This is a genomic window from Litchfieldella xinjiangensis, assembly GCF_000759345.1.
Taxonomy (GTDB): domain Bacteria; phylum Pseudomonadota; class Gammaproteobacteria; order Pseudomonadales; family Halomonadaceae; genus Litchfieldella_A; species Litchfieldella_A xinjiangensis.
On sequence record NZ_JPZL01000001.1, the window covers coordinates 428,981 to 452,575 of the forward strand.

Genomic DNA, 23,595 nt, shown 5'->3' on the forward strand with positions numbered 1-23,595 from the left:
TGCGCTACTCGCCGTAACGCTGGTAATCCGTCTCGGCGAGTTCATCCCCCACACGAGCGACTTCCGAGAGCATCTCATCGACACGCGCTTCGTCCATGCCGAAGTCGTCGACGATCCACTCCTGCCAAGCGGGACGTGCGATCTCGGCCATGCGATTGCGCTCGTCCTCGGGCATCAGGTAGCACTCTTCGAAGCGCTCGCAGGACTCTTCCCAACTGGCCGTGGCCAGGGCACCGGACATGCCATGGCTCATGGCGACCGCTTCGCGGGCCGACGTGACGATGGCACGCTTGTGGTCCTCGGGCAGCTCCTGATACCAGGACTCACTGACGACCCAGGGCGCACTGTTGTAGACGTGCCCGGTCAGGGTGGTGTAATCGGTGACTTCATCGAAGTTGAAGGTGGTATTGAGCACCGGCGCGTTGAATTGGCCATCGGCCAGCCCGGTTTCCAGTGCCGTGATCAACTCGCCCCAGGGCAGCGGCGTGGCCGACGCCCCCAACGCGCGCATGATGGCGACATGGGCGGGGTTTTCCTCGGTCCGGATATTCAGGCCTTCCAGGTCTTCGACAGTGCGAATCAGGCGCTCGTTGTTGGTGAAGGCCACGAAACCGCCGCCATCGTCGAAGGTGCCCAGGTAGCGCATGTCGGCCTCTTCGACGGTGCCCGACATGAAATCGGCGAACCATTCGCCGTCGAAGAAGCTCCAGGCCTGCCGCCAGTTGTTGAACAGGAACGGTGCGGTGACCAACTGATAGTCGTCATAGAACGATGACATGGCCCCCGTCGACATGATGGTCGATTGCAGGGTGCGCCCGCCCTGGACTTCGGAGCCATTCTCGACTTCCGAACCAAGCTGACCGCCGCCAAAGATCGTCACGGTGAGGTCGCCCTCGGTACGTGTTTCGACCAGATTCTTGAAATGCACCAGTGCCGGATAAATGGCGTTATTGCTCATGTCCTCGGGCAACTGCGTGGCAATCACCATCTCGTAGGACTGCGCCTGCGCATGTGAGGCTGCCAAGGCCAAGGGAATGGCCGCCAGGGCCATCGTGCGTGGCAGGAACGCGTGAATGCTCATGATCCCTTCCTTACTGTTGTTATGGGGTGGCGATGATAATTATCGACCGCAACCTAGAGCCTAGGGCAGGAAGAGGCGAGCCGCTTGCCCGAAACTGAGCACTATTTGCCCCAGGCTAAGCAGATGAGGAGGAAGCCGGCAGTAGCAGGCTCCAGGCAGGATCGGGCTTCAGACAAGGCTGGGACTGACGTTCAGGCCCCGCCGATCGGCCAGGGGCGGCACATCGAAGCGCCGCCGATAGGCGCGGGTGAAGCTGCCCTGGTCGCGGAAGCCGACCATCAGCGCAATCTGACCCAGCGGAAGCTCGGACGTGCGGACCAATGCACGGGCATGGTCGAGCCGGCGAAGCTGTACATGGCTCGACGGCGTCAGGCCGGTGGCATCGCGAAAACAGGCATGGAAGTGACCGACACTCATGGCGCAGAGTTCGGCCAGGCGCTCGACCCGGATCGTATCGGCGAGATGGGTGTCGATATAGGCGTCGATACGTGCCAGGTCCAGACGTTCGCGAGAGCGAAACTCGGGCATGGCCTCCGGCAGGCGGGCATCGTGCAGGCCCTGATAGATAGCCCGCAGGATCAAGGCGGCAATCTCGCTTTGCAGTGCGGGATAATGCTCGACCTGGGTCGCCATCGACTCGGCCAGATCCTGAAGCTGTCGGGGAACGGAGAAGAAACGCGGACGCTCGAACAAGCGCTCGATTTCACCGGCACAGGTCAATGCGGTCAGGTTGGCCAGGGGTACATCGAGCACCAGGGTCTGGTTATTGCCATCGCCCTGGTAATCGTGGTGGTAGGCCGTGGGAATGATACAGCCGCGCTCACGGGTAATACGCTCGCCCCGCCCTTCGATACTGAGCTCAGTGCATCCCGACGTCGCCAGTATCAACTGGTGAAAACTGTGCTCATGCGAGACGAACTGTGGCGTCAATGTACAGGTACGAAGCTGAAAGAATGACATGGCGCAAGGAGGTTCCAGTGTCATCGGAACTGTTTACCTTACGCCAGCCGGGCGATCATGCCAATGGGAAGCGTTGTCGTGTCAGCAGCGCCCCTTCTTGGCCTGGCCGGGAGGACAGAAGCTGCCACGACGATCCCGACGATCATCGTAATGTCCGTCGTAGTGACGCTTATCATGATGACGGTGGCCATGATCGTCGCCGATTTCGAACAACGGCTCCGACTTGATTCGGGCAGGTTGATAACTGCAACCGGAGATCAGCATGACGGAAGCCAACCCGGCGATGATGAGCAAAGCGTTGTAACGTTTCATTCGACTACCTCACGGGACACGATTGTATACGGGTCCCTGCGACTCACATCGTTGCCTCTCTTGGCTGCGTAGCGTCAAGCCTCATGGCCTGGCAGCGGCGGGCAACTCGAACAGCGTTTCCAAACATACTACACCATCGCTCGGCTAACAATACGCAACAAATGCGCAACGTCAGTCGAGGCCACCGGGCGTCATTATGACGAGAGAAGCGAGATCGCTGGACGCGTCTTACCAGGCCAGGCGAGCCGCCGCATTTTCTGCGCCCATCGCCGTGGCCAGCGCCTGGGCCGTCATGCCGCTGGCGTTCCTGGCGTCCGGGTCGGCGCCATGGCGCAGCAGCAATTCGATGACCTCGACGCGGTCGAACATGGCCGCGAACATCAGCGCCGTCTTGCCATCCGGCGAGACGCCTTCCACATCCGCACCGTGCTCCAGCAACAGCTCGATCATGGCGGTGTTGCCCTTGTAGGCCGCCCCGGCAATGGGCGTCTGGCCATTGTCGTTGCGGATCGCGGGGTCGGCCCCATGCTTGAGCAGCGCACGCGAGGCCTCGAGATGGCCATGATAGCTGGCCAGCATCAGCAGGCTCTCGCCCTTATGGGTCAGGAGGTTGGGTGGCAGGCCCTGCGCCAGCAGGGTTTCCAGTTCCTCGGCCTCGCCCTGCCGGGCCAGGTCCAGCACCTTCTGGGCAAACGCCAGCGTTTCTTCATCCATCTCGGGGGGCTTGGGATTGGCGGCGTCGGACATATAACCTCCTTGTACGAATAGTCGATGCTATAGAGCATCATCCCATGTACGACGGCGCGGACAACCCCGACAGCGCAATCGCTTCGATAGCTAAAAACAACGGCGCTGCGCAGCGGTGCCTTTCGCACGTGGCAGGCTCATGCGTTATACACGACCTGCCCGCATGGGCTCAGGTCATAGCCGCCCATCGCTGCAGCCCGCTCCTGAAAGCGAGGCGCCCCCAGGAACGCGATCAGGCGTTGCACGGCAGGCTCGAAATAGCTGTGGCGTCGCATGGCAAGATCGAACGCCTCCTGATGAAGCGGAATGAAATCCAACCCCTGGCGTCGAGCCGCCGCTTCGACCCCCAGCCCGACATCCGCCTCGCCATGGCGGATCGAAAGCGCGAGGTCGTCCTCACTCAATGCGGGATGCGGAGACAGCTTGAGCGTTTCAAGCGGGACCGAGGCACGACGTAAGAGGTACGTCAGCAGCCGCTCGGCACCGGCCCCGGCCTGGCGATGAGCGACAAGCAGCCCCTTGCGTCCCAAATCGCGTAGCGTCGCGACCTGCTTGGGGTTGCCGGGCGACACCATCAAACCTTGCCGGCGCAGCGCCCAGCGAATCATCACCAGATCGCGCATGCCGCCAAGCCCCAGGTGCGGCGGTTCGTTGTAGCGCCCTGTTTCCGGGTCGATCACATGGACGCCGACCAGCATCGCCGTGCCCTCGAGCAATCGGCGCACCCCATCGCCGCTGCCACGGCACAGGGTCGCCAGGCCGCTATCGCTCTCGCGCAGCGCCCACTCGAGCAGCGGGTCCTGGCTGCCAGCCAGCACCTCCGGCACCGTCCGCCGCGATCGCTGATCGCCTTCCAGATGATTCATGAGCCATAGATCGATGCTCTGGCGGGGAAACAGCAACTTCCCGGTGACCCGGGTACAGGGGATCTGCCCTTGACGCACCAGGTCGTAAATCTTGCGCTCCTTGAGGCGTAAATACTCGGCGACCTCGGCCGTGGTGAGGTATTGGGCAAGGCTCATGTCGTTTAGTGTCGTTTGGCTGCATTGATTTCAGCATAGCGTGCGTTACGTCCAGTTAACACAGAGGATGCAGGAACGAACAACAACGTGGCGATGCCTGCCTTGATAGAGAACGCGCTAGCCAATGCCCTGACGCTGGTCATCGACCTGGACCCGGCACTCCGAGACATCGTGGTGCTGTCGTTACGTATTTCCCTGACGGCCGTGGTCGTTGCCAGCCTGATCGCCCTGCCGCTTGGCGCGGCCCTGGCCCTGTGGCACTTTCCCGGCCGCGGCCTGATCGTGGTGGCCCTCAATGCGCTGATGGGCTTGCCCCCGGTGGTGGCGGGGCTCACCGTCTATCTGCTGCTATCCCGGGCCGGGCCTTTTGGCGAGCTGGGGCTCCTGTTCACCCCTGCCGCCATGGTCATTGCCCAGGTCGTCCTCGTATTACCGATCATCGCCGCCCTGACACGTCAGCAGATCGAAGCGCTCTGGGCCGAATACGGGGAACAACTGACCTCCTTCGGCCACGGTCGGCTGCGGGCCATTCCCACCCTGCTATGGGATGCCCGCTTCGGCCTGATCACGGTCATCCTGGCTGGCTTCGGTCGCGCCAGCGCCGAGGTGGGGGCCGTGCTCATCGTGGGGGGGAACATCGACGGCGTCACGCGGGTCATGACCACCGCCATTGCCCTGGAAACCAACAAGGGCAACCTGGCCTTGGCACTCGGCCTGGGTATCGTGCTGCTTACGCTGGTGGCGCTGGTCAATGCCGCTGCGTACCTGATTGGCGAATCCGCCCGTCGGAGGCTGGGATGAATACCATGGCGACACCCTGTCATACCGCTCCAGCCCTCACGCTTGACCGGGTGAGCTTCACGCATCGTGGCCAACGCCTGCTCGGGGAAATTTCTCTGCGTTTGGCGGGGCCAGGCAAAACGCTGGTCATGGGGCCCAACGGCGCCGGCAAGAGCCTCTTGCTGCGTCTGTGTCATGGCTTGCTCCAGCCCACCGCGGGCCGAGTGCATTGGACGACGCCGGCCCCGCACCGTCCGCCCCGGCAGGCGATGGTCTTCCAGCGTCCAGTGCTGCTGCGTCGTTCGGCACTGGCCAACCTGACCTACGCCCTGGCGACCATCGGCACGCCATTCTCGCAGCGGCGGCGCCGCGCCTGGGACGCCCTGGAACGCTTTGGCCTGACGACCATCGCGCAGCGCCCGGCCCGGGTCCTCTCCGGTGGCGAACAGCAGCGCCTGGCCCTGGCCCGAGCCTGGCTGCTCGAGCCCCAGGTGCTATTTCTCGACGAACCCACGTCGGCCCTCGATCCGGCGGCCATCAAGGCAGTCGAGGACGCGGTCAACGAATTCAATCATCAGGGTATTCGCATCGTGATGACCAGCCATGACCTGCACCAGGCCCGGCGGCTCGCCGATAACGTGGTGTTCCTGTCTGGCGGTCAATTGATCGAGCACACCCCGGCCGAACGTTTCTTTGCCAGCCCGGACACCCGCCAGGCCCAGGCTTTCATCCAAGGGGAACTGATCTGGTAGCAATGGCCCAGCGCTGCCAGAGCCCCAAGCAGGCATGCAATAACCCAACAGACCATCAACCGAAGAGAGACACGCCAATGCTACGCCACCTGTTTGCTGGGACCGGACTGCTCCTGACCCTCGCCGGGTCCGCGCTTGCCCAGGATTCAGCCCAAGACCAGAGCTCAAGCCAGGACAGCCAGAACGAGCGCTTCATCATCCTGGCCTCGACCACCTCTACCGAACAGTCGGGCCTGTTCGATGCCCTCCTTCCCAAGTTCAAGGAATCTAGCGGTATCGAGGTACGTGTGGTCGCGGTCGGTACGGGGCAGGCCTTCGAACTTGGCCGCCGCGGCGATGCCGACAGCCTGTTGGTGCACGATACGGCCGGGGAAGAAACGTTCGTGGCCGAGGGATATGCCAGCGAACGCCGCGACGTGATGTACAACGACTTCGTGCTGATCGGCCCGGCTGACGACCCGGCCGGTATCCGTGACGCCGGCTCGGCACAGGAGGCGTTCAGCCGCATTGCCGAAGCCGAAGCGCCGTTTGCCTCACGCGGTGATGACAGCGGGACTCACCGGGCCGAGCAGCGTCAGTGGCAGGAGGCAGGTGTCGAGGCCTCGGTGAGTTGGTATCGTGAGCTCGGCAGTGGCATGGGCCCTACTCTGAATACCGCAGCCGGGATGAATGCCTACGTCTTTGCCGATCGCGCCACTTGGATCGCCTTCGACAACCGCCAGGATCTCGAACTGCTGTACGCTGGCGACGAAGCGCTGTTCAACCAGTACGGCAGCCTGTTGCTCAGCGAGGAGCGCCACCCGCACCTCAAGCACGACCTGGCCGAACAGTGGCACGAATGGCTGCTTTCCGAGGAAGGCCAGCAGGCCATCGCCGATTACGAGCTCAAGGGCCAGCAGCTGTTCTTTCCCAATGCCGACTGAGTCCCTCCAACAAGGTGTCGAGCTCGTTGCACAGAAAACGAGTCTCGACACACTTATCCAGATGCTCAGAAGCAAAGCGCAGAAAGCCCTGGGCCGCATGGGGCAAGCGTCGGTCCCGGCGCACGATGAACTGCCAATGGCTTTCCAGGGGTAGGCCCTCCACAGGCAGGATCACCAGATCGGGATGCTCAGGCGGCAAAACATGCTCCGAGAGCACTGCCAGGCCCATGCCCGATGCCACGCCGATACGAATCGCCTCGTTACTAGCCATCTGCAAGGTCGGGCCAAGTACCCGTCCCTGCTCATGCAGCCAATTGTCGAACAGCATGCGTGTGGCCGAGCCGGGCTCTCGCAACAGAAATCGCTCGTGAAGCAATTCGCTCATGGCGATACGCTCACGCCCGGCCAATGCATGCCCCACAGGTGCCACCACCACCAACGGGTTGCGCAGAAAACGCCCCGCCATGGCGTGGGTCAGCGGCGGCGGATGGCTGAACACATAAAGATCGTCTTCCTGGCGCTCGAAGCGCGTCAGCATCTGCCGCCGATTGCCGAAGTGCACGGTGACTTCGACCTCGGGATGCGCCTGACTATACGGCCCCAGCAAACGGGGAAGAACGTATTGGGCAGTATTGACCAGGGCAATGCTGAAGCGCCCGCGCTCACCGCCACGCAGGGCAGTGAGGTATTCGTCGAAATCCTCGAACCGTCCCAGCACTTCACGACTGGCTCGGTACAGCTCGCGGCCCGCTTCAGTGGGCACGAGACGTCCCCGCTGGTTTTCGAGCAGCGGCTCCCCCACCGCTTCGCCCAAGCGTTTCAACTGTTGGGACACCGTCGGCTGGGTGAGGTGTAGTTGGCGGGCCGCTTCACTCACCGAGCCACTTCGTACCACCGTCACGTAGACCTGCAACAGGCGAAACGTGAGATGACGCACGTTCAATTCAGCCATGCATAGACCATTATCTATAACTGCTTCGCCAACATGTTATTGGAATCAATACCGCTGTGTCAGCACAATCGCTGCCGTTCCCAGCCCACGGCCCTGATTCCTTTGACTGCGAGACGTGCATGCCTGATATCGTCGTGATGTTCTTCCTGCTCGGCCTGCTGGCCGGGGTCGTCAAGTCCGACCTGACCATTCCCAAGGCCGCCTACGATACGCTGAGCCTGCTGCTGATGCTGACCATCGGGCTCAAGGGCGGCATGGCCCTGTACGGTAACCTGAGCCTCTCGCTGATTCCGGAGCTTGCCGCCGTCGCGGCGCTGGGCGGCTTGATTCCCCTGGCCCTGATGCCGATCCTGCGCAAGGTCATACGCCTTTCCCCGGCGGATAGTGCCAGTATTGCCGCGCATTACGGCTCGGTGAGCGCGGGTACGTTTGCGGTAGCCTTGGCCTTCGCCGAGGGGCGCGGGCTGGATATCGGCGCCGAAGTCACCCTCTACCTGGTGATGATGGAACTGCCCGCCATCATGGTGGCCATCGCCATTTACCGTCGTTACAAGGGCGCGCACTCCAGCGAGGCGATGCCGGGGCTGTGGCATGAAACCCTGACCAACCGGGGCGTGATCCTGCTTGCCGGTGGCGTGGTGATCGGCGCCATGTATGGCCCTCAGGAAGGCGCTGCGGTCACCGATCTGCTCACCGGCGCATTCCATGCCGTGCTGGCCCTGTTCCTGCTCGAAATGGGCCTGACCGCCGCCGAGACCCTGCGCCCCATTCCGTGGCGGCATTGGCGCCTGCTGACCTTCGCCCTGCTCGCGCCGCCGGCGTTGGCCATGGCCGGGCTCGGGGTTGGCCTGGCACTGGGCCTGCCGACCGGTTCGCTGTTGATACTGACCGCCCTGGCCGCCAGTGCCTCCTACATCGCCGCCCCCGCCGCCATGCGTACCGCGATTCCCGAAGCCAACATCGGGCTGGCCATGCTCGCCTCGCTCGGATTCACCTTCCCGCTCAACGTCATCGTCGCGATCCCGCTCTACCACCAGTTGATCCTGTGGCTCACCGGCTGAGCCACAGTTGAGGATCTCAACCATTCGTCGAAAGCTCCTCACCTGCACTTTACGTTAACGTAAAGCTGCCCTAGTCTTGAGCCATCCGCCAAACGAAGCGATGAGCCTGACGGTGGCGTCCGCAACACCCGATGCGAACGCCACCGCCGGACAGGAACGGGAGCCCACCATGCAAACGCCTTTCACCCCGCTCGACTTCGGCCTCGACGAGACGCTGGTCATGCTGCGCGAGCAGGTCAACGCCTTCGCCCGCGACGAGATCGCCCCGCGGGCCGCCGAGATCGATGCCAACAATGAATTCCCCAACGCACTGTGGCAGAAGTTTGGCGACATGGGGCTGCTCGGCATCACCGCACCGGAAGCGTACGGCGGCAGCGACATGGGCTATCTTGCCCACTGCATCGCCATGGAGGAGATCTCCCGGGCCAGCGCCTCGGTAGGGCTTTCCTACGGCGCCCACTCCAACCTGTGCGTGAACCAGATCAAGCTCAACGGCAACGACGCACAGAAAGAGAAATACCTGCCCAGGCTGATCAGCGGCGAGCATGTCGGCGCATTGGCGATGTCCGAGCCCGGCGCCGGGTCGGATGTGGTCTCGATGAAGCTGCGTGCCGAGAAGCGCGGCGACCGCTACGTGCTCAACGGCAACAAGATGTGGATCACCAACGGCCCGGATGCCCACGTGCTGGTGGTCTACGCCAAGACCGACCCTGCCGCCGGCTCCAAGGGGATTACCGCGTTTCTGATCGAGAGGGACTTTCCCGGGTTCTCCACCGCCCAGAAGCTCGACAAGCTGGGCATGCGCGGTTCCAACACCTGCGAGCTGGTCTTCCAGGATTGCGAGGTGCCGGCCGAGAACGTGCTGGGCGAGGAAGGCAAGGGCGTACGGGTGCTGATGAGCGGGCTGGATTACGAGCGCACTGTGCTCGCCGCCGGCCCCATCGGCATCATGCAGGCCGCCATGGACGTCGTGGTGCCCTACCTGCACGAGCGCAAGCAGTTCGGCCAGTCGATCGGCGAGTTCCAGTTGGTGCAGGGCAAGGTCGCCGACATGTACACCACCCTGAACGCCTGCCGCGCCTACCTCTATACGGTGGCCGCTGCCTGCGACCGCGGCCGTACCTCACGCAAGGATGCCGCCGGGGTGATCCTCTACTGCGCCGAGAAGGCCACCCAGGTGGCGCTGGACGCCATCCAGTTGCTTGGCGGCAATGGCTATATCAACGAATACCCCACCGGGCGCCTGCTGCGCGACGCCAAACTCTACGAGATCGGCGCTGGAACGAGCGAGATTCGGCGGATGTTGATCGGTCGAGAAATTTTCGCCGAATCCGAATGAAAATGGCTGCGCTCGCCTATTTTCAGAGTCTGAAGAACAAGAGGCCCCAATGGCTACCATAACCACACACATCAACCCGCGCAGCGAGGCCTTCCAGGCCAACGCCGACGCCATGCGTGCCGAAGTGGGCAAGCTGCGCGAACTGACCGCGGCGATTGCCCAGGGTGGCGGCGAGAAGGCGCGGGCCCGCCACGAATCGCGCGGCAAGTTGTTCGTGCGCGATCGTATCGATCATCTGCTCGACGAGGGCTCGCCGTTTCTCGAGCTTTCGGCGCTGGCCGCGCATGAGGTCTACGACGGCCCGGTGCCCGCCGCGGGTATCGTGACCGGCATCGGCCGTGTCTCGGGTGTGGAGTGCGTCATCGTCGCCAACGACGCCACCGTCAAGGGCGGCACCTACCATCCTCTCACGGTGAAGAAGCACCTGCGCGCCCAGGAAATCGCCCGCAAGCATCGCCTGCCGTGCATCTACCTGGTCGATTCCGGTGGCGCCCACCTGCCCCACCAGGATGAAGTGTTCCCCGACCGCGACCACTTCGGGCGCATCTTCTACAACCAGGCCACGCTCTCGGCCGAAGGCATTCCCCAGATCGCGGTGGTGATGGGCTCGTGTACCGCCGGCGGCGCCTACGTCCCCGCCATGGCCGACGAATCGATCATCGTGCGTGAACAGGGCACCATTTTCCTCGGCGGCCCGCCTCTGGTGAAAGCGGCTACCGGCGAGAGCATCAGCGCCGAAGCGCTGGGTGGCGCCGATGTACACGCCAGGATCAGCGGTGTGGCCGACCACTACGCCGACAACGACGCCCACGCCCTGCAACTGGCGCGGCGCTGTGTCGCCAACCTCAACTGGCAGAAGCGAGGCCAACTGGCACTCAAGGAATCGAGGCCGCCACAGCTCGACCCCAGCGAGATCTACGGCATCGTCGGTACCGACCTCAAGAAGCCCTATGACGTGCGCGAGGTAATCGGCCGTCTCGTCGACGGCTCCGAGTTCGACGAATTCAAGCGCTACTACGGCGACACCCTGGTCACCGGCTTCGCCCACCTGCACGGTCACCCGGTGGGCATCGTCGCCAACAACGGCGTGCTGTTCTCGGAATCCGCCGTGAAGGGAGCGCATTTCATCGAACTCTGCGCCCAGCGCAAGATCCCGCTGCTGTTCCTGCAGAACATCACCGGCTTCATGGTCGGCTCCAAGTACGAGCATGAAGGTATCGCCAAGCACGGCGCCAAGCTGGTTACCGCCGTGGCCTGTGCCAAGGTGCCCAAGTTCACCGTGCTCATCGGCGGCAGCTTCGGCGCCGGCAACTACGGCATGTGCGGCCGCGCCTATGACCCCAATCTCCTGTTCATGTGGCCCAACGCGCGCATCTCGGTCATGGGCGGCGAACAAGCCGCCAACGTGCTGGCCCAGGTCAAGCGCGAGCAGTACGAACGCGACGGCCAGGCATGGAGCGCCGAGGACGAAGACGCCTTCAAGAAACCCACCCGCGATCAGTACGAGCACCAGGGCCACCCCTACTACGCCAGCGCGCGGCTGTGGGATGACGGCGTGATCGACCCGCTGCAGACCCGCGATGTACTGGGCCTGGCCCTGTCGGCGGCAATGAACGCAGAGATTGAAGAAACCAGATTCGGCGTGTTCCGGATGTAGGCGAGACAGCCGGCTTGGGTGGCAATGGTGACTCGGCCATCGCGCAGAAAGATCTGCGCTCCCACAAAACCCAACAGCCACAGCCACAGCCACAGCCACAGCCGGCAAATGATTGCCTGTAGGCCCCCATGGTGGGGACTAATCGCTGCACAATTGACAGGTTCAGCGAGACAGGAAAACGCCTGTAGGAGCGCAGATTTTTCTGCGCGATTGGAAGGTATTCACGATTACAGAATTAGCCAGACGAATACGACAAGTGAGACCGACATGACCGACTCACAGCACCATGCCCATTTGACCATCGACGATCGCGGCGTCGCCTGGCTGACGCTCGACAAGCCTGACGTGCATAACGCCTTCGACGACGCGCTGATCGCCGAACTCAACACCCATCTCGACCGCGTCCGGGACGCCGCCGAACGCGGCAACGTCCGTGCGCTGGTGCTCGGCTCCCATGGCAAGCACTTTTCCGCCGGGGCCGACCTCGGCTGGATGAAGCGCATGCTCGACTACAGCTTCGACGATAACCTCGCCGACTCACGCGAGCTTTCACGGCTCATGCACGGCCTCGACACCCTGCCCTGCCCCACGCTGTGCCAGGTACAGGGCGCGGCGTTCGGCGGCGCCGTGGGCCTCGCCGCCTGCTGCGACATCGTCATCGCCTCCGAGAAAGCCAAATTCTGCCTTTCCGAAGTCAAGATCGGCCTGTCGCCGGCAGTCATCAGCCCCTACGTGCAGCGCGCCATCGGCGTCCGCCAGATGCGCCGCTACGCTCTGACGGCCGAAGTCATCGAAGCGGCCCAGGCCCTGGAACTCGGCCTGGTGCATCGCGTGGTGGAAAGCGGCCACCTGGACCGCGAAACCGACAGCGTACTCGACAGCCTGCTGGCTACCTCGCCCCAGGCCAGCCGGGCCACCAAGGCACTGCTTGCCGAGGTCGCCCGTGACCCGGATTCCGAGGCCACCCGCGAACGCTGCTGTCAGGTGATCAGCGAACTGCGCGTGAGCGATGAAGGCCAGGAGGGCCTTGCCGCCTTCTTCGACAAGCGCGCCCCGCGCTGGAACCACGATACAAGGAATCCGCGATGAGCCAGCCAATCGATACGGCCCGTTTCACCAAGGTCCTGGTGGCCAACCGCGGCGAGATTGCCTGCCGCGTAATGCGCACCGCGCGGCACATGGGCCTGGCCACCGTGGCGGTCTACTCCGATGCCGATGCCAACGCTCGCCACGTGCGCGAGGCCGACGAAGCGATTCGCATCGGCCCTGCTGCCGCCCGTGAAAGCTACCTGAACGTGGCGGCCGTGCTCGACGCCGCCAAGCGCAGTGGTGCCGGCGCCGTTCACCCCGGCTACGGCTTTCTCTCAGAAAACGCCGAGTTCGTCGAGGCCTGTGCGAAGGCCGGCATCGTCTTCATCGGGCCGCCCGCCTCGGCGATTGCCGCCATGGGCGACAAGTCCGCCGCCAAGGCCCGCATGGCCAACGCCGGCGTGCCGCTGGTGCCGGGCTACCACGGCGACGACCAGACGGACGACCTGCTCAAGCGCGAAGCCGATGCCATCGGCTACCCGGTGCTGCTCAAGGCCAGCGCCGGGGGCGGCGGCAAGGGCATGCGCGTGGTCGAGGCGCCCGACCAGTTCCAGGCCGCGCTGGACGGCTGCCGCCGCGAATCCCGCGCCGCCTTCAACGACGACCGCATGCTGATCGAGAAGTACCTGACCCAGCCGCGCCACGTCGAAGTACAGGTCTTCTGCGATGCCCACGGCAACGGCGTGTACCTGTTCGAGCGTGACTGCTCCGTGCAGCGCCGCCATCAGAAGGTGCTCGAGGAAGCCCCCGCCCCCGGCATGACCGCCGAGCTGCGCCGCGAAATGGGCGAGGCCGCCGTGCGTGCCGCCCAGGAGATCGGCTACGTGGGTGCCGGCACCGTCGAGTTTTTGTTAGATGCGGATGGCCGCTTCTACTTCATGGAGATGAATACCCGCCTGCAGGTGGAGCACCCTGTCACCGAGATGATCACCGGCCAGGACCTGGTCGAGTGGCAGCTGCGCGTGGCCATGGGCGAGCCACTTCCGCTGGCCCAGAACGAACTGACCCTCACCGGCCACAGCTTCGAAGCGCGCCTGTACGCCGAAGACCCGGAGCACGATTTCCTGCCCGCCACCGGCACGCTGGAACGCTTCGACCTCGACCTGCTCGGCGCCGGGCTGAACGCCGACAAGGTCCGGCTGGATAGCGGCGTGGACAGCGGTGATACGGTCTCGATGCACTACGACCCGATGCTTGCCAAGCTGATCGTGCACGGCGACGACCGCGCCCAGGCGCTGGCCACCCTCAACCGGGCACTCGCCGCGCTCGACGTGCAGGGCGTGGTCACCAACCGCGGCTTCCTGCAGCGGCTGGCCAGTCACCCCGCCTTCCAGGCTGCCGAGCTGGATACCCGCTTCATCGAACACCATCACGATGAGCTATTCGCGGCCAAGCAGTACCGCAACGACGATTACGCCGCCGCCGCACTGGTTGCTCTGGAACAGCTGGGTCGCGAGCAGGACAGCCGCGCGCCACGGGAAGACGCTTCATGGCACCGCTCTCCATGGAACCGGCATGACGGCTTCCGGCTCAACGCCCCGCATCGCATCCGGGTCGCGCTGTGCCCGCCCGGCGAAGCGTCCGATGATGAAACGTCGGATAGCATCGTCACCGTCGACGCCCAGCGCGACGGCGTGGACGCCCCCTGGCGGCTCATTCTCGGTGACACCCCCCTCGAAGGCCGATTGGCGCGACTGAGCGGCGACGCCGTGGCGATCACGCTCGAAGGCTACCGCAAGCGCGTGCAGGCCCGGCTGGAACGCACCGCCCAGGGCCACGACATCGTGATGACCGACGCCCAGGGCGAAACTCGGCTCACCTGGCGCCGCCTGGACGCCGTCGACCACGGCCACCACGAAGCCGAATCGACCCTCACCGCGCCCATGCACGGCACCGTGGTGGCGCTACTCGTCGAACCCGGCACCCCGGTCGAGAAAGGCATGCCGCTGATGGTCATGGAAGCGATGAAGATGGAGCACACCCTGAGCGCCCCCGCAGACGGACACGTGGAAAGCTTCCACTTCGCTGCCGGCGATACGGTGGGCCAAGGGGACGTGCTGCTGGAATTCAATGTGAAGCAATAGTGTGGCTTGAATCACTCGCTGGGGTTGTAGGAGCGCAGATTTTCTGCGCGAGGGGGGAGCCGTATGCGCCGCTACCGAGCAGAAAATCTGCGCGCCTATATTAGCCCTGCTGGTCTGGGCCACGTCAGAATGTTGCGCAGTGACCTGTGCTTTGCCATTCGCAAGCGAGCGCGAGCGTGGCCAACTATAGTGAGGCGCATTGGAATCCTAACCTCAAAGGAGTGAGGCATGCCGCCACCTAGCAGCGATCCGCCGTATAATGTATTTGCCCGCAAGGTATGGATCGCCGTAGGCATCGTTGGCTCGGCCATGCTGTTGACGTGGTTCGTGTGGTCAGGGCTCGAGATCATACTGATGAGCATGGTCGGGCTATTGCTCGCCCTGTTCCTGTATATCCCTTCTAACTTCATTCACCGCCACAGCTTCCTGAGCTACCGTTGGGCATTGGCCCTTGTGCTGTTGCTCCTGATCATCCTGACGGCGCTATTCAGCCTCAATTTCTCGTCCAATATCGCCCAGCAATCCCAGCAGTTCACCGAGATCATCCCCGGATCGCTGGATGCGCTGGAGAGCCAAATCCGTAACTGGCCGATGGGAGAACAACTACTCAGCCAGATGGAAGAGGGCCAATCGATCCAAGGGGCGCTCGGCAACTTTATCTTCAGGATGACGTCGGTCTTTTCGACCACGTTAGGCGCGCTGACCAACCTGATCGTGATCCTATTCGTGGGGCTGTACGTCGCCTTCGAACCCTGGACCTATCGCCGTGGATTGGTGCAGCTCGTATTCCCCGAGCATCGCGACGCCGCCTCGAACCACCTGGCCGCCATTGGCGACAAGATGAGCTGGTGGCTCCTGGGCCGGCTCGCCTCGATGCTGGTCATCGGGGTGATCACGGGCATCGGCCTCTGGATCATCGGTATCCCCCTGGCCCTTTCTCTGGGGTTGCTGGCAGGGGCACTGGCGTTCATCCCTTACCTGGGCCCGATACTCTCCGCCATTCCCGCCCTGCTGGTTGGCTTCACCGTCGGCTACGCGGAACTCATGTACGTAGCCATTCTGTTCGTGCTGGTGCAGTTCATCGAAAGCTATCTCGTGACGCCGTATATCCAGAAAAAGGCGGTGCAGATCCCACCCGCCCTGCTGATCGTCGTGCAGTTCTGGCTCAGCTTGATCGGCGGATTGTTGGGGCTACTCCTTGCGGGGCCAATCACCGTTCTGACGATGGTCATCGTTAGCCGGGTGTATATCCATGGCTGGCTGGAGAAAAATGATGTGGCGGCAGATAAGTATGCCGAGTGATAGGTAAAACGATGTAGGAGCGCACGGTTCGGCGTCCCGACTAATTGCTGCGCGATTGGCAGGTATCCAAGAAAAGAAGGTGTAGGAGCGCACGGTTCGGCGTCCCGACTGTGCTGCGCGATTGGCAGGTAGCCAAAATTATAGAAAAGAAGGTGTAGGAGCGCAGATTTCTGCGCGATTGTCAGGATCCACTGGTATCAAATATTTCCAGGAGCCCCCATGGCATTCCCCAAATCCGTTCGCCTGGTCGAGGTCGGCCCCCGCGACGGGCTACAGAACGAACCCAACCCGATCGACACGGCCACCAAACTGGAACTGATCGACCGCCTGGGCGCCGCTGGCATCAAATACATCGAAGCGGCCAGCTTCGTCTCGCCCAAGTGGGTGCCGCAAATGGCCGACCACCGCGAGGTAATGACCGGCCTCACGCGCCGCAACGGCGTGACCTACGCCGCCCTCACCCCCAACCTCAAGGGGCTGGAAGCGGCATTGGATTGCGGCGTGGAGGAAGTGGCGGTATTCGGCGCGGCGAGCGAAGCCTTCTCGCAAAAGAACATCAACTGCTCCCTCGCCGAATCCCTGGAGCGCTTCGCCCCGGTGCTGGAACGCGCCAAAGAAGCCAATGTGCGCGTACGCGGCTACGTCTCCTGCGTGCTCGGCTGCCCCTACGAAGGCGAGATCGCCCCGGCCAAGGTCGCCGAGGTCTCCAAGGCGCTATTTGAGATGGGCTGCTATGAAGTCTCGCTGGGTGACACCATCGGTACCGGCACCCCGCTCAAGGCCAAGCGCATGATCGAAGCCGTGAGCCGCGACATCCCCATGAACAAGCTCGCCGCCCATTTCCACGACACCTACGGCCAGGCAATCGCCAATCTCTACGCCGTGCTGGAAGAAGGCATCGCGGTCATCGACAGCTCCGTCGCCGGCCTCGGCGGCTGCCCCTACGCCAAGGGCGCCTCCGGCAACGTAGCCAGTGAAGACGTGGTGTATCTGCTGGATGGGTTAGGCATCGAAACGGGAATCGATCTGAACAAACTGGCGGGAACCGGCACCTGGATCACCCAAGCGATTGGGCGGCCGAACCGGTCGAAGGTGAGCGTGGGGCTGGCGGCGAAGTGATCAGGTGATAGAAATGCAAAGCCCCTGAGGCAGGTGACTGGCTCAGGGGCTTTGTACCGATCGCTTTAATTGACTCATGGTTAATGCGTAGCTTTGCGATGCTGAATGTTGATGCGGCGTGAACAGGCCCATGCAATATCACCAATGAGCTTCTCAAACGGCGGCGGCTGGCTTCTGGACAATAAGTATTTGTTCAGCCAGTTTCCAGGCCGCGCTGCGCATCGCTACGGTAAGCACGGGGCAGGCCGAACAGCGCCGTGCCCCCTTCCGCCAGGCTAACGCCGAAATGCTGCACCCAGCTCGCCAGCGACGAGGGATCGGCCGCCACGGCATGCAGCTGGATCAGCACGCGGGCGCTCTCCATCTCCTCGATATGACAACGTTTTTCCTTAAATTCTATAAGTGCGAGTAAATATGCGAATAGCCATGTAACGCCTGCAGTTGCGGCAGGTACGTAGCGCAGCGGAGTACCTGTCCGACAACCTGCACTGGTTAGTTACTGCTGGATATTGAATCATATTCCTGCTGTATTTGGTCTTCTTCCATTTTTCTGAGGTTGTCAATTTTCAGTTTCAAAAAGCCATCAGGATTTAGCTTGCAGTGATAGTGATGGTGCTCTTTCAAACGGGCGTCCTCTTCTCGTTCGATCTCTCTATCTGATTTTTTCTTCCGGCCGGTCATTTTTAACCACTGCTGGTAGGCTTTCCAGAAACTATAAGCCAGAGCAATTACCGAAAGCCACACGGGACTAAAGAACTCAAGCAGTGCAATAACTAGCGGTACAAAGACAGACCAGACTATCAACAACCGTCTGGCTGTTCGTATTGGCTTCATATTTTCTCGTGCCTGGGCACTAACTTCGCTCTGGGTTCTGTAATTCAAGTCGGAATAAATTTGTATTAAATACTCCGGATCTTTCAGTGCCTCTGGAAATTCTTCGTCTTTAAACAGATCCCATCTGTGGCGCGGCTTACCTTTCTCCATAGTAGTGATCAGGTGGCTGATAGGGCGGACGCTTTCAAGATCTACAAGATCTCCTTGTCTATCAAATGCGCTAGCCATGACAGGCACTGGATACCGAGTGATCCATTCTTTGGTTAGATCTTCCAAGTCTGTGGCTGCCCTCTCAGCCGTAATGTCCGAAACATATGTCACAGTGAGAGAAGCAAAAGGAATTGAACCGACAGGCGGCGAATACTCCAGAAAGTAGCCGTCAGTCTTTTCCTTGATGTGATTAAAGTATATTCTTTCTACCACTATCTCTGACCCTATCTGGCAACTAACGCCAAGGTAAGCCGCCGGGACGGAGCGCAGCGTAGTACCGGTCGGCTTCACCTACTGGTTAAGTGAATCATGCCCCAGCTTACGAAGCAGCACATGAATCGTTGACAAATAGTAGTAAAACATCCAACTCAGCCATAATGCCGCGTCATAGCCCGTTTTCTGTTGATCGTTGTGATGACGAATCCCAAAATTATTGGCCAGGTTAAAAAGATCCTTTTCATCTTGTTTTGTGAGGACAGATTTAACCTGCGGCCTTAAATACTCCAACACATCGGCCAAATCCCGAACGGCCTGACGCCTATCATCAATGGTCGAGCCATGCCTGCGATATCTCAATACAGCGGAGCTTACCCTCGACATTATATTGTCGTCATTGGAGGGAACATCTGCTTCGAAAATTGGCTCAAAGCCTTTTTCAGGCTTGTGCAATATTTCACCTTGTGGCGAAAGCTCAAACGACCCTTTATACAAGGCCAATAACTCATTCATGCTTTGGGCAAATTCAGCCTGACCTTCAGATTTATTGAACGTTTCCCAGTGCATGCCGCAACCCGCAAAATCGTGGTAGGTGCCGTCTATTGGCTTGGAAACATTTTGATAGAGATACTCGATAAGATCGAAAACATCATCCTCGCCTAGATCTGGCAGATTACTTGCAATAGGCCAGATACCGTTCTTCCTCACTTTTAAAAGGATATCCAACTCTACATCTGGAACCTTCCCCGGGACTGGCCCCATATCAACACAGGCCGTACCTAGATACTCGTCAAAATAGCCGCCCTCTCGGAAATTCTGGAATGCTCTGAAGAAGAGACCCAGAAACTCTGGAAACTCAAAACCCTCAGTGTTTTTGTTCTTCCCGGTTCTGACCGAATAAAAAGTGTGTGCCATCCTTGTACCTACTTAACAGTGATTGGACTGCACGTCCTGATATTCAATGAGCATCCTGCGCGTTCAACAATATTATCTGACGCGCTTCATTTCTTCCAACTCGTTGATTTTTCAAACGCCTAAGTATAGCTCGGCCACTTATGCAGAATTCGCGTACGTGCGTGCTTTGCCGGCTCCAATATCCTGTTTGCGGCTTACCTAATATGCTGGTATGTAGCCGAGTACCTTTTGCACAATAGCCCTAGTTACAATTAACCGATCCCAAAACTAACCCAAACTCTCACAGCCTCTCCTGTATAAACCAGCCACCCAACCACCCCACAATTCACCGCCACCCCACACCAAAATATGGCCTGAAATGGCTGCTTCTTGGTTTTGTGCCGAAACAGCCGCTGCGCCACCAGCGCGCCGGGCCATCCACCGATCAATCCTGCGAAGAGCAGCGTGGCTTCCGGTGTGCGCCTACTGCCCTTCCCTGCTGCGGCTTTGTCGATGCCGTACATGGCGAAGGTGATCACGCTCAACAGCGCGTATGCCGCCAGGAGCTGCATTGGCACGTGGCCGGCAGCGCTCAGGGCTGCCAGGAGCGCGAAGAACGCAGCGGCTACACTGCATGCCGTCATCAACCCTCTGGAGCGCGGGGATATATGACGTGCCGCTTTTACGTAGCCCGCGTTCTGGGCTCTCGGTCTGTTCTGGCTGTCTTTTGCCAGGTGGTAGGTAATCGGCTCGTTGATTCTTGGGCGGCGCCCATCGCGGGGAAAGGCGCTGATGTGGACGAACACGCGAGGGCCACCAGCGACTGGCGTGATGAATCCGAAACCCTTGGCGTCGTTCCACTCGGTGAGTTTGCCTTCATGGCGCATGGGTTATCTCTTCTGCATCAATCCATTGTCAAAGAATACCATGCACGGTCGAAACTATTTGAATTCAGTAAGTTACTGGAAAATGTAAATAGGACTGATTTCGTCTGGCGGGGAGTTGGGGAGTCGGGGCACGCTACCGCCCCTGCTGGCAGAATGGACGATGAGTTGCATCCTCCCTTGTGCGGCAGTCCCTGCGTACCCTGTGATGTCCTAAGCCGTCTTAGGCGGCTTTTTCCATACCGTAACCGGGCGTAACGTTGAGAGCAACGTCAACCAAAGCATGATGCGAACACAAAAAAAACCGAGGGGTTATCCCGCCCTCGGTGTTTATTTCTGCCGATAGCCCGCGTTACTACCGCGGCCCTGTCGTTCAGCGGTGCAGGTCGAAGCGGTCGTTCACCATGACCTTGACCCAGCCTTTCGCGAAGCGGTCGATCATTCACTCTTCGCCACCGTCTGTGGCTTACTCCTTGGCGATGGCGCGTAGCAGAAAGTTGGAGCCGTAGCTGGGGTCGATGCGGGGCGAGATCTACTTCTGATCCTTCTCGACGCCTTGGCCACTGAGCCGCGTGCCTCAAAACCTTGGGTTGATACTCAAAGACAGCATGGCCGATAGCTGACACAACGGCCTTCCCGAACGCTGCTGCAACTCATTGAACGCGCCCTGTACGACTTGCAGGTCACGCTGACTGGTAGGGGTTTGGTCAACGATGCCTGCAGCAATCAGGCGAGCGACCACATCGCTGGTCAACAAGAACGTATCCTTTCCGGCCAAGCGTAAAAATGCCGCAGCCGAGCGCCCGCCCAGGCGAGCGCCGCGCTTGGCCAGTAAACGCCACAGGCCGACAATGTCACCGCTCGGCCAGCTGGCAATGAACTCGCCGAAACTACTGCCCTGCTCCTGGTGAATATCCAGAATGAACTGGGCGTTCTTGGGGATGGTCTGCAATTTGGTGCGGTGGCGGATGATTCGGTCGTTCTTCATATAACCGTCGATCTGTTCAGGGCTGAGCAGTACCAGTGTCTCGGGCACAAAGCCCCAGAACGCTTCTTCAAAGGCAGGCCACTTGGCATCGACTACCGAATGCTGCATCCCAGCCCGGAATACCCGCTGGCTCATGGCGGAAAGGTAACGATCATCCCCCTTCTGCTTCAGCTCTTCAGGGGTAAGCGCCTTGGGCAGGAAGGCTTCCAGGGCTTCGTCGGACTCAAACCGCCGTCGTACGATGTCGTAAAGCCAGCGGTAGTCAATTGACATGAACATTGCTCACCTAAATTACCTGGCACGGGTTCAAGATCCCCAAGGCGACGAACAAGGTCCCAAGACCTCGATCCGGCCCGCTACCGCCCCTAGCCGTCAATATCGTTCCTACCCTTCCGCATTCAGCATGCTTTCCAGTTCGCTCTCACTGACGCCAAGCATCTGCAAAATGTTGCGCTGGGCAGCGTTGAGGATGTGCTGACGTTCCTGCTCGCCGGGCAGGCTCTTGGCGATGGCTACGGCGCCCACCAGGGAGGCGAGAATGGCGCGGGATTTATCGACGATGACCTCGCGGTCGGGTTCGAAGGGCAGTTTCTTGAGGCGGCTCAGGGCGATGAGACGGGTTTCAAGCATTTTTCTCATGCGCAGGTAGGAGGCTTCGAAGAGTGTTCGGATCTCGGCGTTCTCGTTGCCGATCTCGTTAAACAGCACCGACTCGGGCCCCGGCTTGTGCTTGCGTTCAAGCTCCTGGAGGTTCCAGCAGTTGGTGACCAGCTCCGTCAGATGCTTCACCGAGAGCGGCCCTTTCACCAGCCGGGCCGCACGACTGCTCTCCAAGGTTTCGCGCACCGAGGCATGATAGAGCGCTTCCTTGGATGAAAAGTGCGCGTAGAAGGCGCCGTGGGTCATCTTCGCCAGTTTCATGATCTGGCCGATGGAGACCTTCTCGAAGCCCTTGCGACTGAACAGCTCGATGGCAGACGTGAGAATGCGCTCCCGCGACTTGGCCTTGTGGTTCGTCGAGTAAGGCATAGCGACCTCACGCTCCCGCGCTGAATATTATCTTGATCATATAACGCCCGGTGCTAGCGTGGCACAACCCTAAGCTGTTCAGGAAACTACCATGCAATCACCGCTCGTCATCACCGGCATGGGCATGATCAGCCCGCTTGGTTGCGGCGTCAAGGCAGGCTGGAATCGCCTACTTGCCGGACGCTCCGGCATTGCTTCGATCACTCGCTTCGATACCGGCGAGCTGCCGATCAAGGTCGCGGGCTCGGTGCCTGATATCGCCGACGATCCGGAAGCCGGCTTCGATCCGGACCATGTGGTCGACGTCAAGGAACGTCGCAAGATGGAGCTGTTCAGCCTCTATGCGATGGCCGCTGCCGAAGAGGCGCTGACCCAGGCCAACTGGTTCCCCTCGAGCGATGCACAGCGCCTGGCCACGGCAACCATCGTGGGCTCCGGCATCGGTGGCTTCCCCACCATCACCCAGGCGCAGAATACGCTCTCGACACGCGGCCACCGCCGGCTCTCCCCTTTCACCGTGCCGGCGTTCCTGGCCAACCTGGCGGCGGGCAATGTGTCGATTCGTTATGGCTTTAGGGGGCCGCTGGGCTGCCGGTGACGGCCTGCGCGGCTGGCGTACAAGCCATCGGTGATGGTATGCGCATGATACGCAGCGGCGAGGCCGACGTAGCGCTGGTAGGCGGCGCCGAAGCTTGTATCGACCCTCTCGCGCTGGCCAGCTTCCATGCCATGAAGGCGCTCTCTACCGAGCAGGACGCTCCTGCCAAGGCCTCGCGGCCCTTCGACCAGGCACGCAATGGCTTCGTCATGGGGGAAGGCGCGGGGATGCTGGTGTTAGAAACCCTGGCCCACGCCGAGGCACGCGGGGCAACACCGCTGGCCATCCTCAGTGGCTATGGCACCAGCGCGGATGCTCACCACATCACCGCTGGCCCCGAAGATGGCGCCGGCGCGGCAGCGGCCATTCGTGCAGCGCTAAGAATGGCGGGGCTAGCTCCCGAGGCGATCGACCATATCAACGCTCACGCCACCTCTACGCCGGTCGGCGACCGGGCCGAGATCGCCTCTTTGCGCAACGCCTTCGGCGATGCACTCGCGGGTATTCCGATTTCCGCGACCAAATCGGCCACCGGCCATCTGCTCGGTGCCGCCGGCGGTGTGGAGAGCATCTTTTCCGCTCTGTCGGTGATGCATGACCGTCTGCCTCCTACCCTGAACCTGGAGAATCCCGACGCGGACCTGCATGACCTGGATATCGTCAGCGGCTCGCCGCGAGAACATCGCAGCCAACATGTGCTGTGCAACGGCTTCGGGTTTGGTGGGGTGAATGCAGCGCTGATCGTTAGCAAGGTGTAGGGGT

22 protein-coding genes and 1 pseudogene are annotated in these 23,595 nt (G+C 61.2%); 11 read left to right on the forward strand and 12 right to left on the reverse strand.

Annotated features, from left to right (window positions below):
* Window positions 1-4: 4 nt before the first annotated feature.
* From dctP to JH15_RS02090, 5 genes are all read right to left on the reverse strand, one after another.
* Window positions 5-1,081 (reverse strand): TRAP transporter substrate-binding protein DctP, encoded by a 1,077-nt coding sequence (dctP, locus tag JH15_RS02070; protein WP_052383854.1) that lies wholly within the window; start codon window positions 1,079-1,081, stop codon window positions 5-7.
* Window positions 1,082-1,249: 168 nt separating this feature from the next.
* Window positions 1,250-2,041, reverse strand: a complete 792-nt coding sequence (locus JH15_RS02075; protein ID WP_043526513.1) for an AraC family transcriptional regulator — start codon at window positions 2,039-2,041, stop codon at window positions 1,250-1,252.
* An 81-nt stretch (window positions 2,042-2,122) separates the two neighbouring features.
* A complete protein-coding gene (locus JH15_RS02080; RefSeq protein WP_043526516.1) occupies window positions 2,123-2,353 on the reverse strand; it encodes a hypothetical protein in 231 nt (76 codons plus the stop codon).
* A gap of 228 nt (window positions 2,354-2,581) precedes the next feature.
* Entirely contained in the window at window positions 2,582-3,100 is a 519-nt protein-coding gene (locus JH15_RS02085) for an ankyrin repeat domain-containing protein (RefSeq protein WP_043526518.1), read from the reverse strand.
* A 137-nt stretch (window positions 3,101-3,237) separates the two neighbouring features.
* Window positions 3,238-4,122, reverse strand: coding sequence for a helix-turn-helix transcriptional regulator (locus JH15_RS02090; RefSeq protein ID WP_043526520.1), 885 nt, complete (start codon window positions 4,120-4,122; stop codon window positions 3,238-3,240).
* Window positions 4,123-4,215: 93 nt separating this feature from the next.
* On the opposite strand from JH15_RS02090, the gene JH15_RS02095 reads away from it, so the two are divergent.
* The 3 genes from JH15_RS02095 to JH15_RS02105 all read left to right on the forward strand — a co-directional run bounded on the left by JH15_RS02095 (window position 4,216) and on the right by JH15_RS02105 (window position 6,577).
* A complete protein-coding gene (locus tag JH15_RS02095; RefSeq protein WP_043526523.1) occupies window positions 4,216-4,923 on the forward strand; it encodes an ABC transporter permease in 708 nt (235 codons plus the stop codon).
* A 5-nt stretch (window positions 4,924-4,928) separates the two neighbouring features.
* Window positions 4,929-5,654, forward strand: a complete 726-nt coding sequence (locus JH15_RS02100) for an ATP-binding cassette domain-containing protein (RefSeq protein WP_043528648.1) — start codon at window positions 4,929-4,931, stop codon at window positions 5,652-5,654.
* 77 nt (window positions 5,655-5,731) lie between these two features.
* Window positions 5,732-6,577, forward strand: a complete 846-nt coding sequence (locus tag JH15_RS02105) for an ABC transporter substrate-binding protein (RefSeq protein ID WP_043526526.1) — start codon at window positions 5,732-5,734, stop codon at window positions 6,575-6,577.
* Here the strand turns inward: JH15_RS02105 and JH15_RS02110 are convergent.
* Window positions 6,540-7,529, reverse strand: a complete 990-nt coding sequence (locus tag JH15_RS02110) for a LysR family transcriptional regulator (RefSeq protein WP_422730544.1) — start codon at window positions 7,527-7,529, stop codon at window positions 6,540-6,542. The two genes, JH15_RS02105 and JH15_RS02110, sit on opposite strands and share 38 nt — an antisense overlap.
* Window positions 7,530-7,648: 119 nt before the next feature.
* Between JH15_RS02110 and JH15_RS02115 the strand changes: the two genes are divergently transcribed.
* The 7 genes from JH15_RS02115 (at window position 7,649) to JH15_RS02145 (ending at window position 17,180) form a co-directional block, all read left to right on the forward strand.
* On the forward strand, window positions 7,649-8,590 hold the full coding sequence (locus JH15_RS02115) for a sodium-dependent bicarbonate transport family permease (RefSeq protein ID WP_043526529.1): 942 nt from the start codon (window positions 7,649-7,651) through the stop codon (window positions 8,588-8,590).
* A gap of 169 nt (window positions 8,591-8,759) precedes the next feature.
* Window positions 8,760-9,929, forward strand: a complete 1,170-nt coding sequence (locus JH15_RS02120) for an isovaleryl-CoA dehydrogenase (RefSeq protein ID WP_043528652.1) — start codon at window positions 8,760-8,762, stop codon at window positions 9,927-9,929.
* Between the two features lie 49 nt (window positions 9,930-9,978).
* The gene (locus JH15_RS02125) at window positions 9,979-11,586 is read left to right on the forward strand and encodes a carboxyl transferase domain-containing protein (protein WP_043526531.1); all 1,608 of its coding nucleotides are present in this window, start codon (window positions 9,979-9,981) and stop codon (window positions 11,584-11,586) included.
* A 267-nt stretch (window positions 11,587-11,853) separates the two neighbouring features.
* On the forward strand, window positions 11,854-12,675 hold the full coding sequence (locus tag JH15_RS02130) for an enoyl-CoA hydratase-related protein (RefSeq protein ID WP_043526533.1): 822 nt from the start codon (window positions 11,854-11,856) through the stop codon (window positions 12,673-12,675).
* Window positions 12,672-14,759: an acetyl/propionyl/methylcrotonyl-CoA carboxylase subunit alpha gene (locus JH15_RS02135; RefSeq protein WP_043526536.1), complete on the forward strand. Its 2,088-nt coding sequence runs from the start codon at window positions 12,672-12,674 to the stop codon at window positions 14,757-14,759. The genes JH15_RS02130 and JH15_RS02135 overlap by 4 nt, the downstream gene beginning before the upstream one ends.
* 228 nt (window positions 14,760-14,987) lie before the next feature.
* Window positions 14,988-16,061 carry an AI-2E family transporter gene (locus JH15_RS02140; protein WP_043526538.1) on the forward strand — a complete coding sequence of 358 codons (1,074 nt, stop codon included), beginning with the start codon at window positions 14,988-14,990 and terminating at the stop codon, window positions 16,059-16,061.
* A gap of 219 nt (window positions 16,062-16,280) precedes the next feature.
* Window positions 16,281-17,180, forward strand: a complete 900-nt coding sequence (locus tag JH15_RS02145) for a hydroxymethylglutaryl-CoA lyase (RefSeq protein ID WP_043526541.1) — start codon at window positions 16,281-16,283, stop codon at window positions 17,178-17,180.
* A gap of 193 nt (window positions 17,181-17,373) precedes the next feature.
* Here JH15_RS02145 and JH15_RS17990 read toward each other — a convergent pair whose 3' ends face one another.
* The 6 genes from JH15_RS17990 to JH15_RS02170 form a co-directional block, all read right to left on the reverse strand.
* Window positions 17,374-17,529 carry a hypothetical protein gene (locus tag JH15_RS17990; protein ID WP_156105231.1) on the reverse strand — a complete coding sequence of 52 codons (156 nt, stop codon included), beginning with the start codon at window positions 17,527-17,529 and terminating at the stop codon, window positions 17,374-17,376.
* Between the two features lie 143 nt (window positions 17,530-17,672).
* Window positions 17,673-18,437 (reverse strand): hypothetical protein, encoded by a 765-nt coding sequence (locus JH15_RS02150; protein WP_156105232.1) that lies wholly within the window; start codon window positions 18,435-18,437, stop codon window positions 17,673-17,675.
* A gap of 78 nt (window positions 18,438-18,515) precedes the next feature.
* Entirely contained in the window at window positions 18,516-19,355 is an 840-nt protein-coding gene (locus JH15_RS02155; RefSeq protein ID WP_043526546.1) for a hypothetical protein, read from the reverse strand.
* Window positions 19,356-19,606: 251 nt separating this feature from the next.
* The gene (locus JH15_RS17695; protein ID WP_043526549.1) at window positions 19,607-20,221 is read right to left on the reverse strand and encodes a DUF1294 domain-containing protein; all 615 of its coding nucleotides are present in this window, start codon (window positions 20,219-20,221) and stop codon (window positions 19,607-19,609) included.
* A 574-nt stretch (window positions 20,222-20,795) separates the two neighbouring features.
* Complete coding sequence (locus tag JH15_RS02165) at window positions 20,796-21,479, reverse strand: DNA-3-methyladenine glycosylase I (protein ID WP_043528654.1); 684 nt, start codon at window positions 21,477-21,479, stop codon at window positions 20,796-20,798.
* Between the two features lie 111 nt (window positions 21,480-21,590).
* Window positions 21,591-22,235, reverse strand: a complete 645-nt coding sequence (locus JH15_RS02170; protein ID WP_043526551.1) for a TetR/AcrR family transcriptional regulator — start codon at window positions 22,233-22,235, stop codon at window positions 21,591-21,593.
* Window positions 22,236-22,326: 91 nt separating this feature from the next.
* Between JH15_RS02170 and fabF the strand changes: the two are divergent.
* Window positions 22,327-23,591 (forward strand): annotated as a pseudogene (fabF, locus tag JH15_RS02175) (beta-ketoacyl-ACP synthase II).
* Window positions 23,592-23,595: the final 4 nt, after the last annotated feature.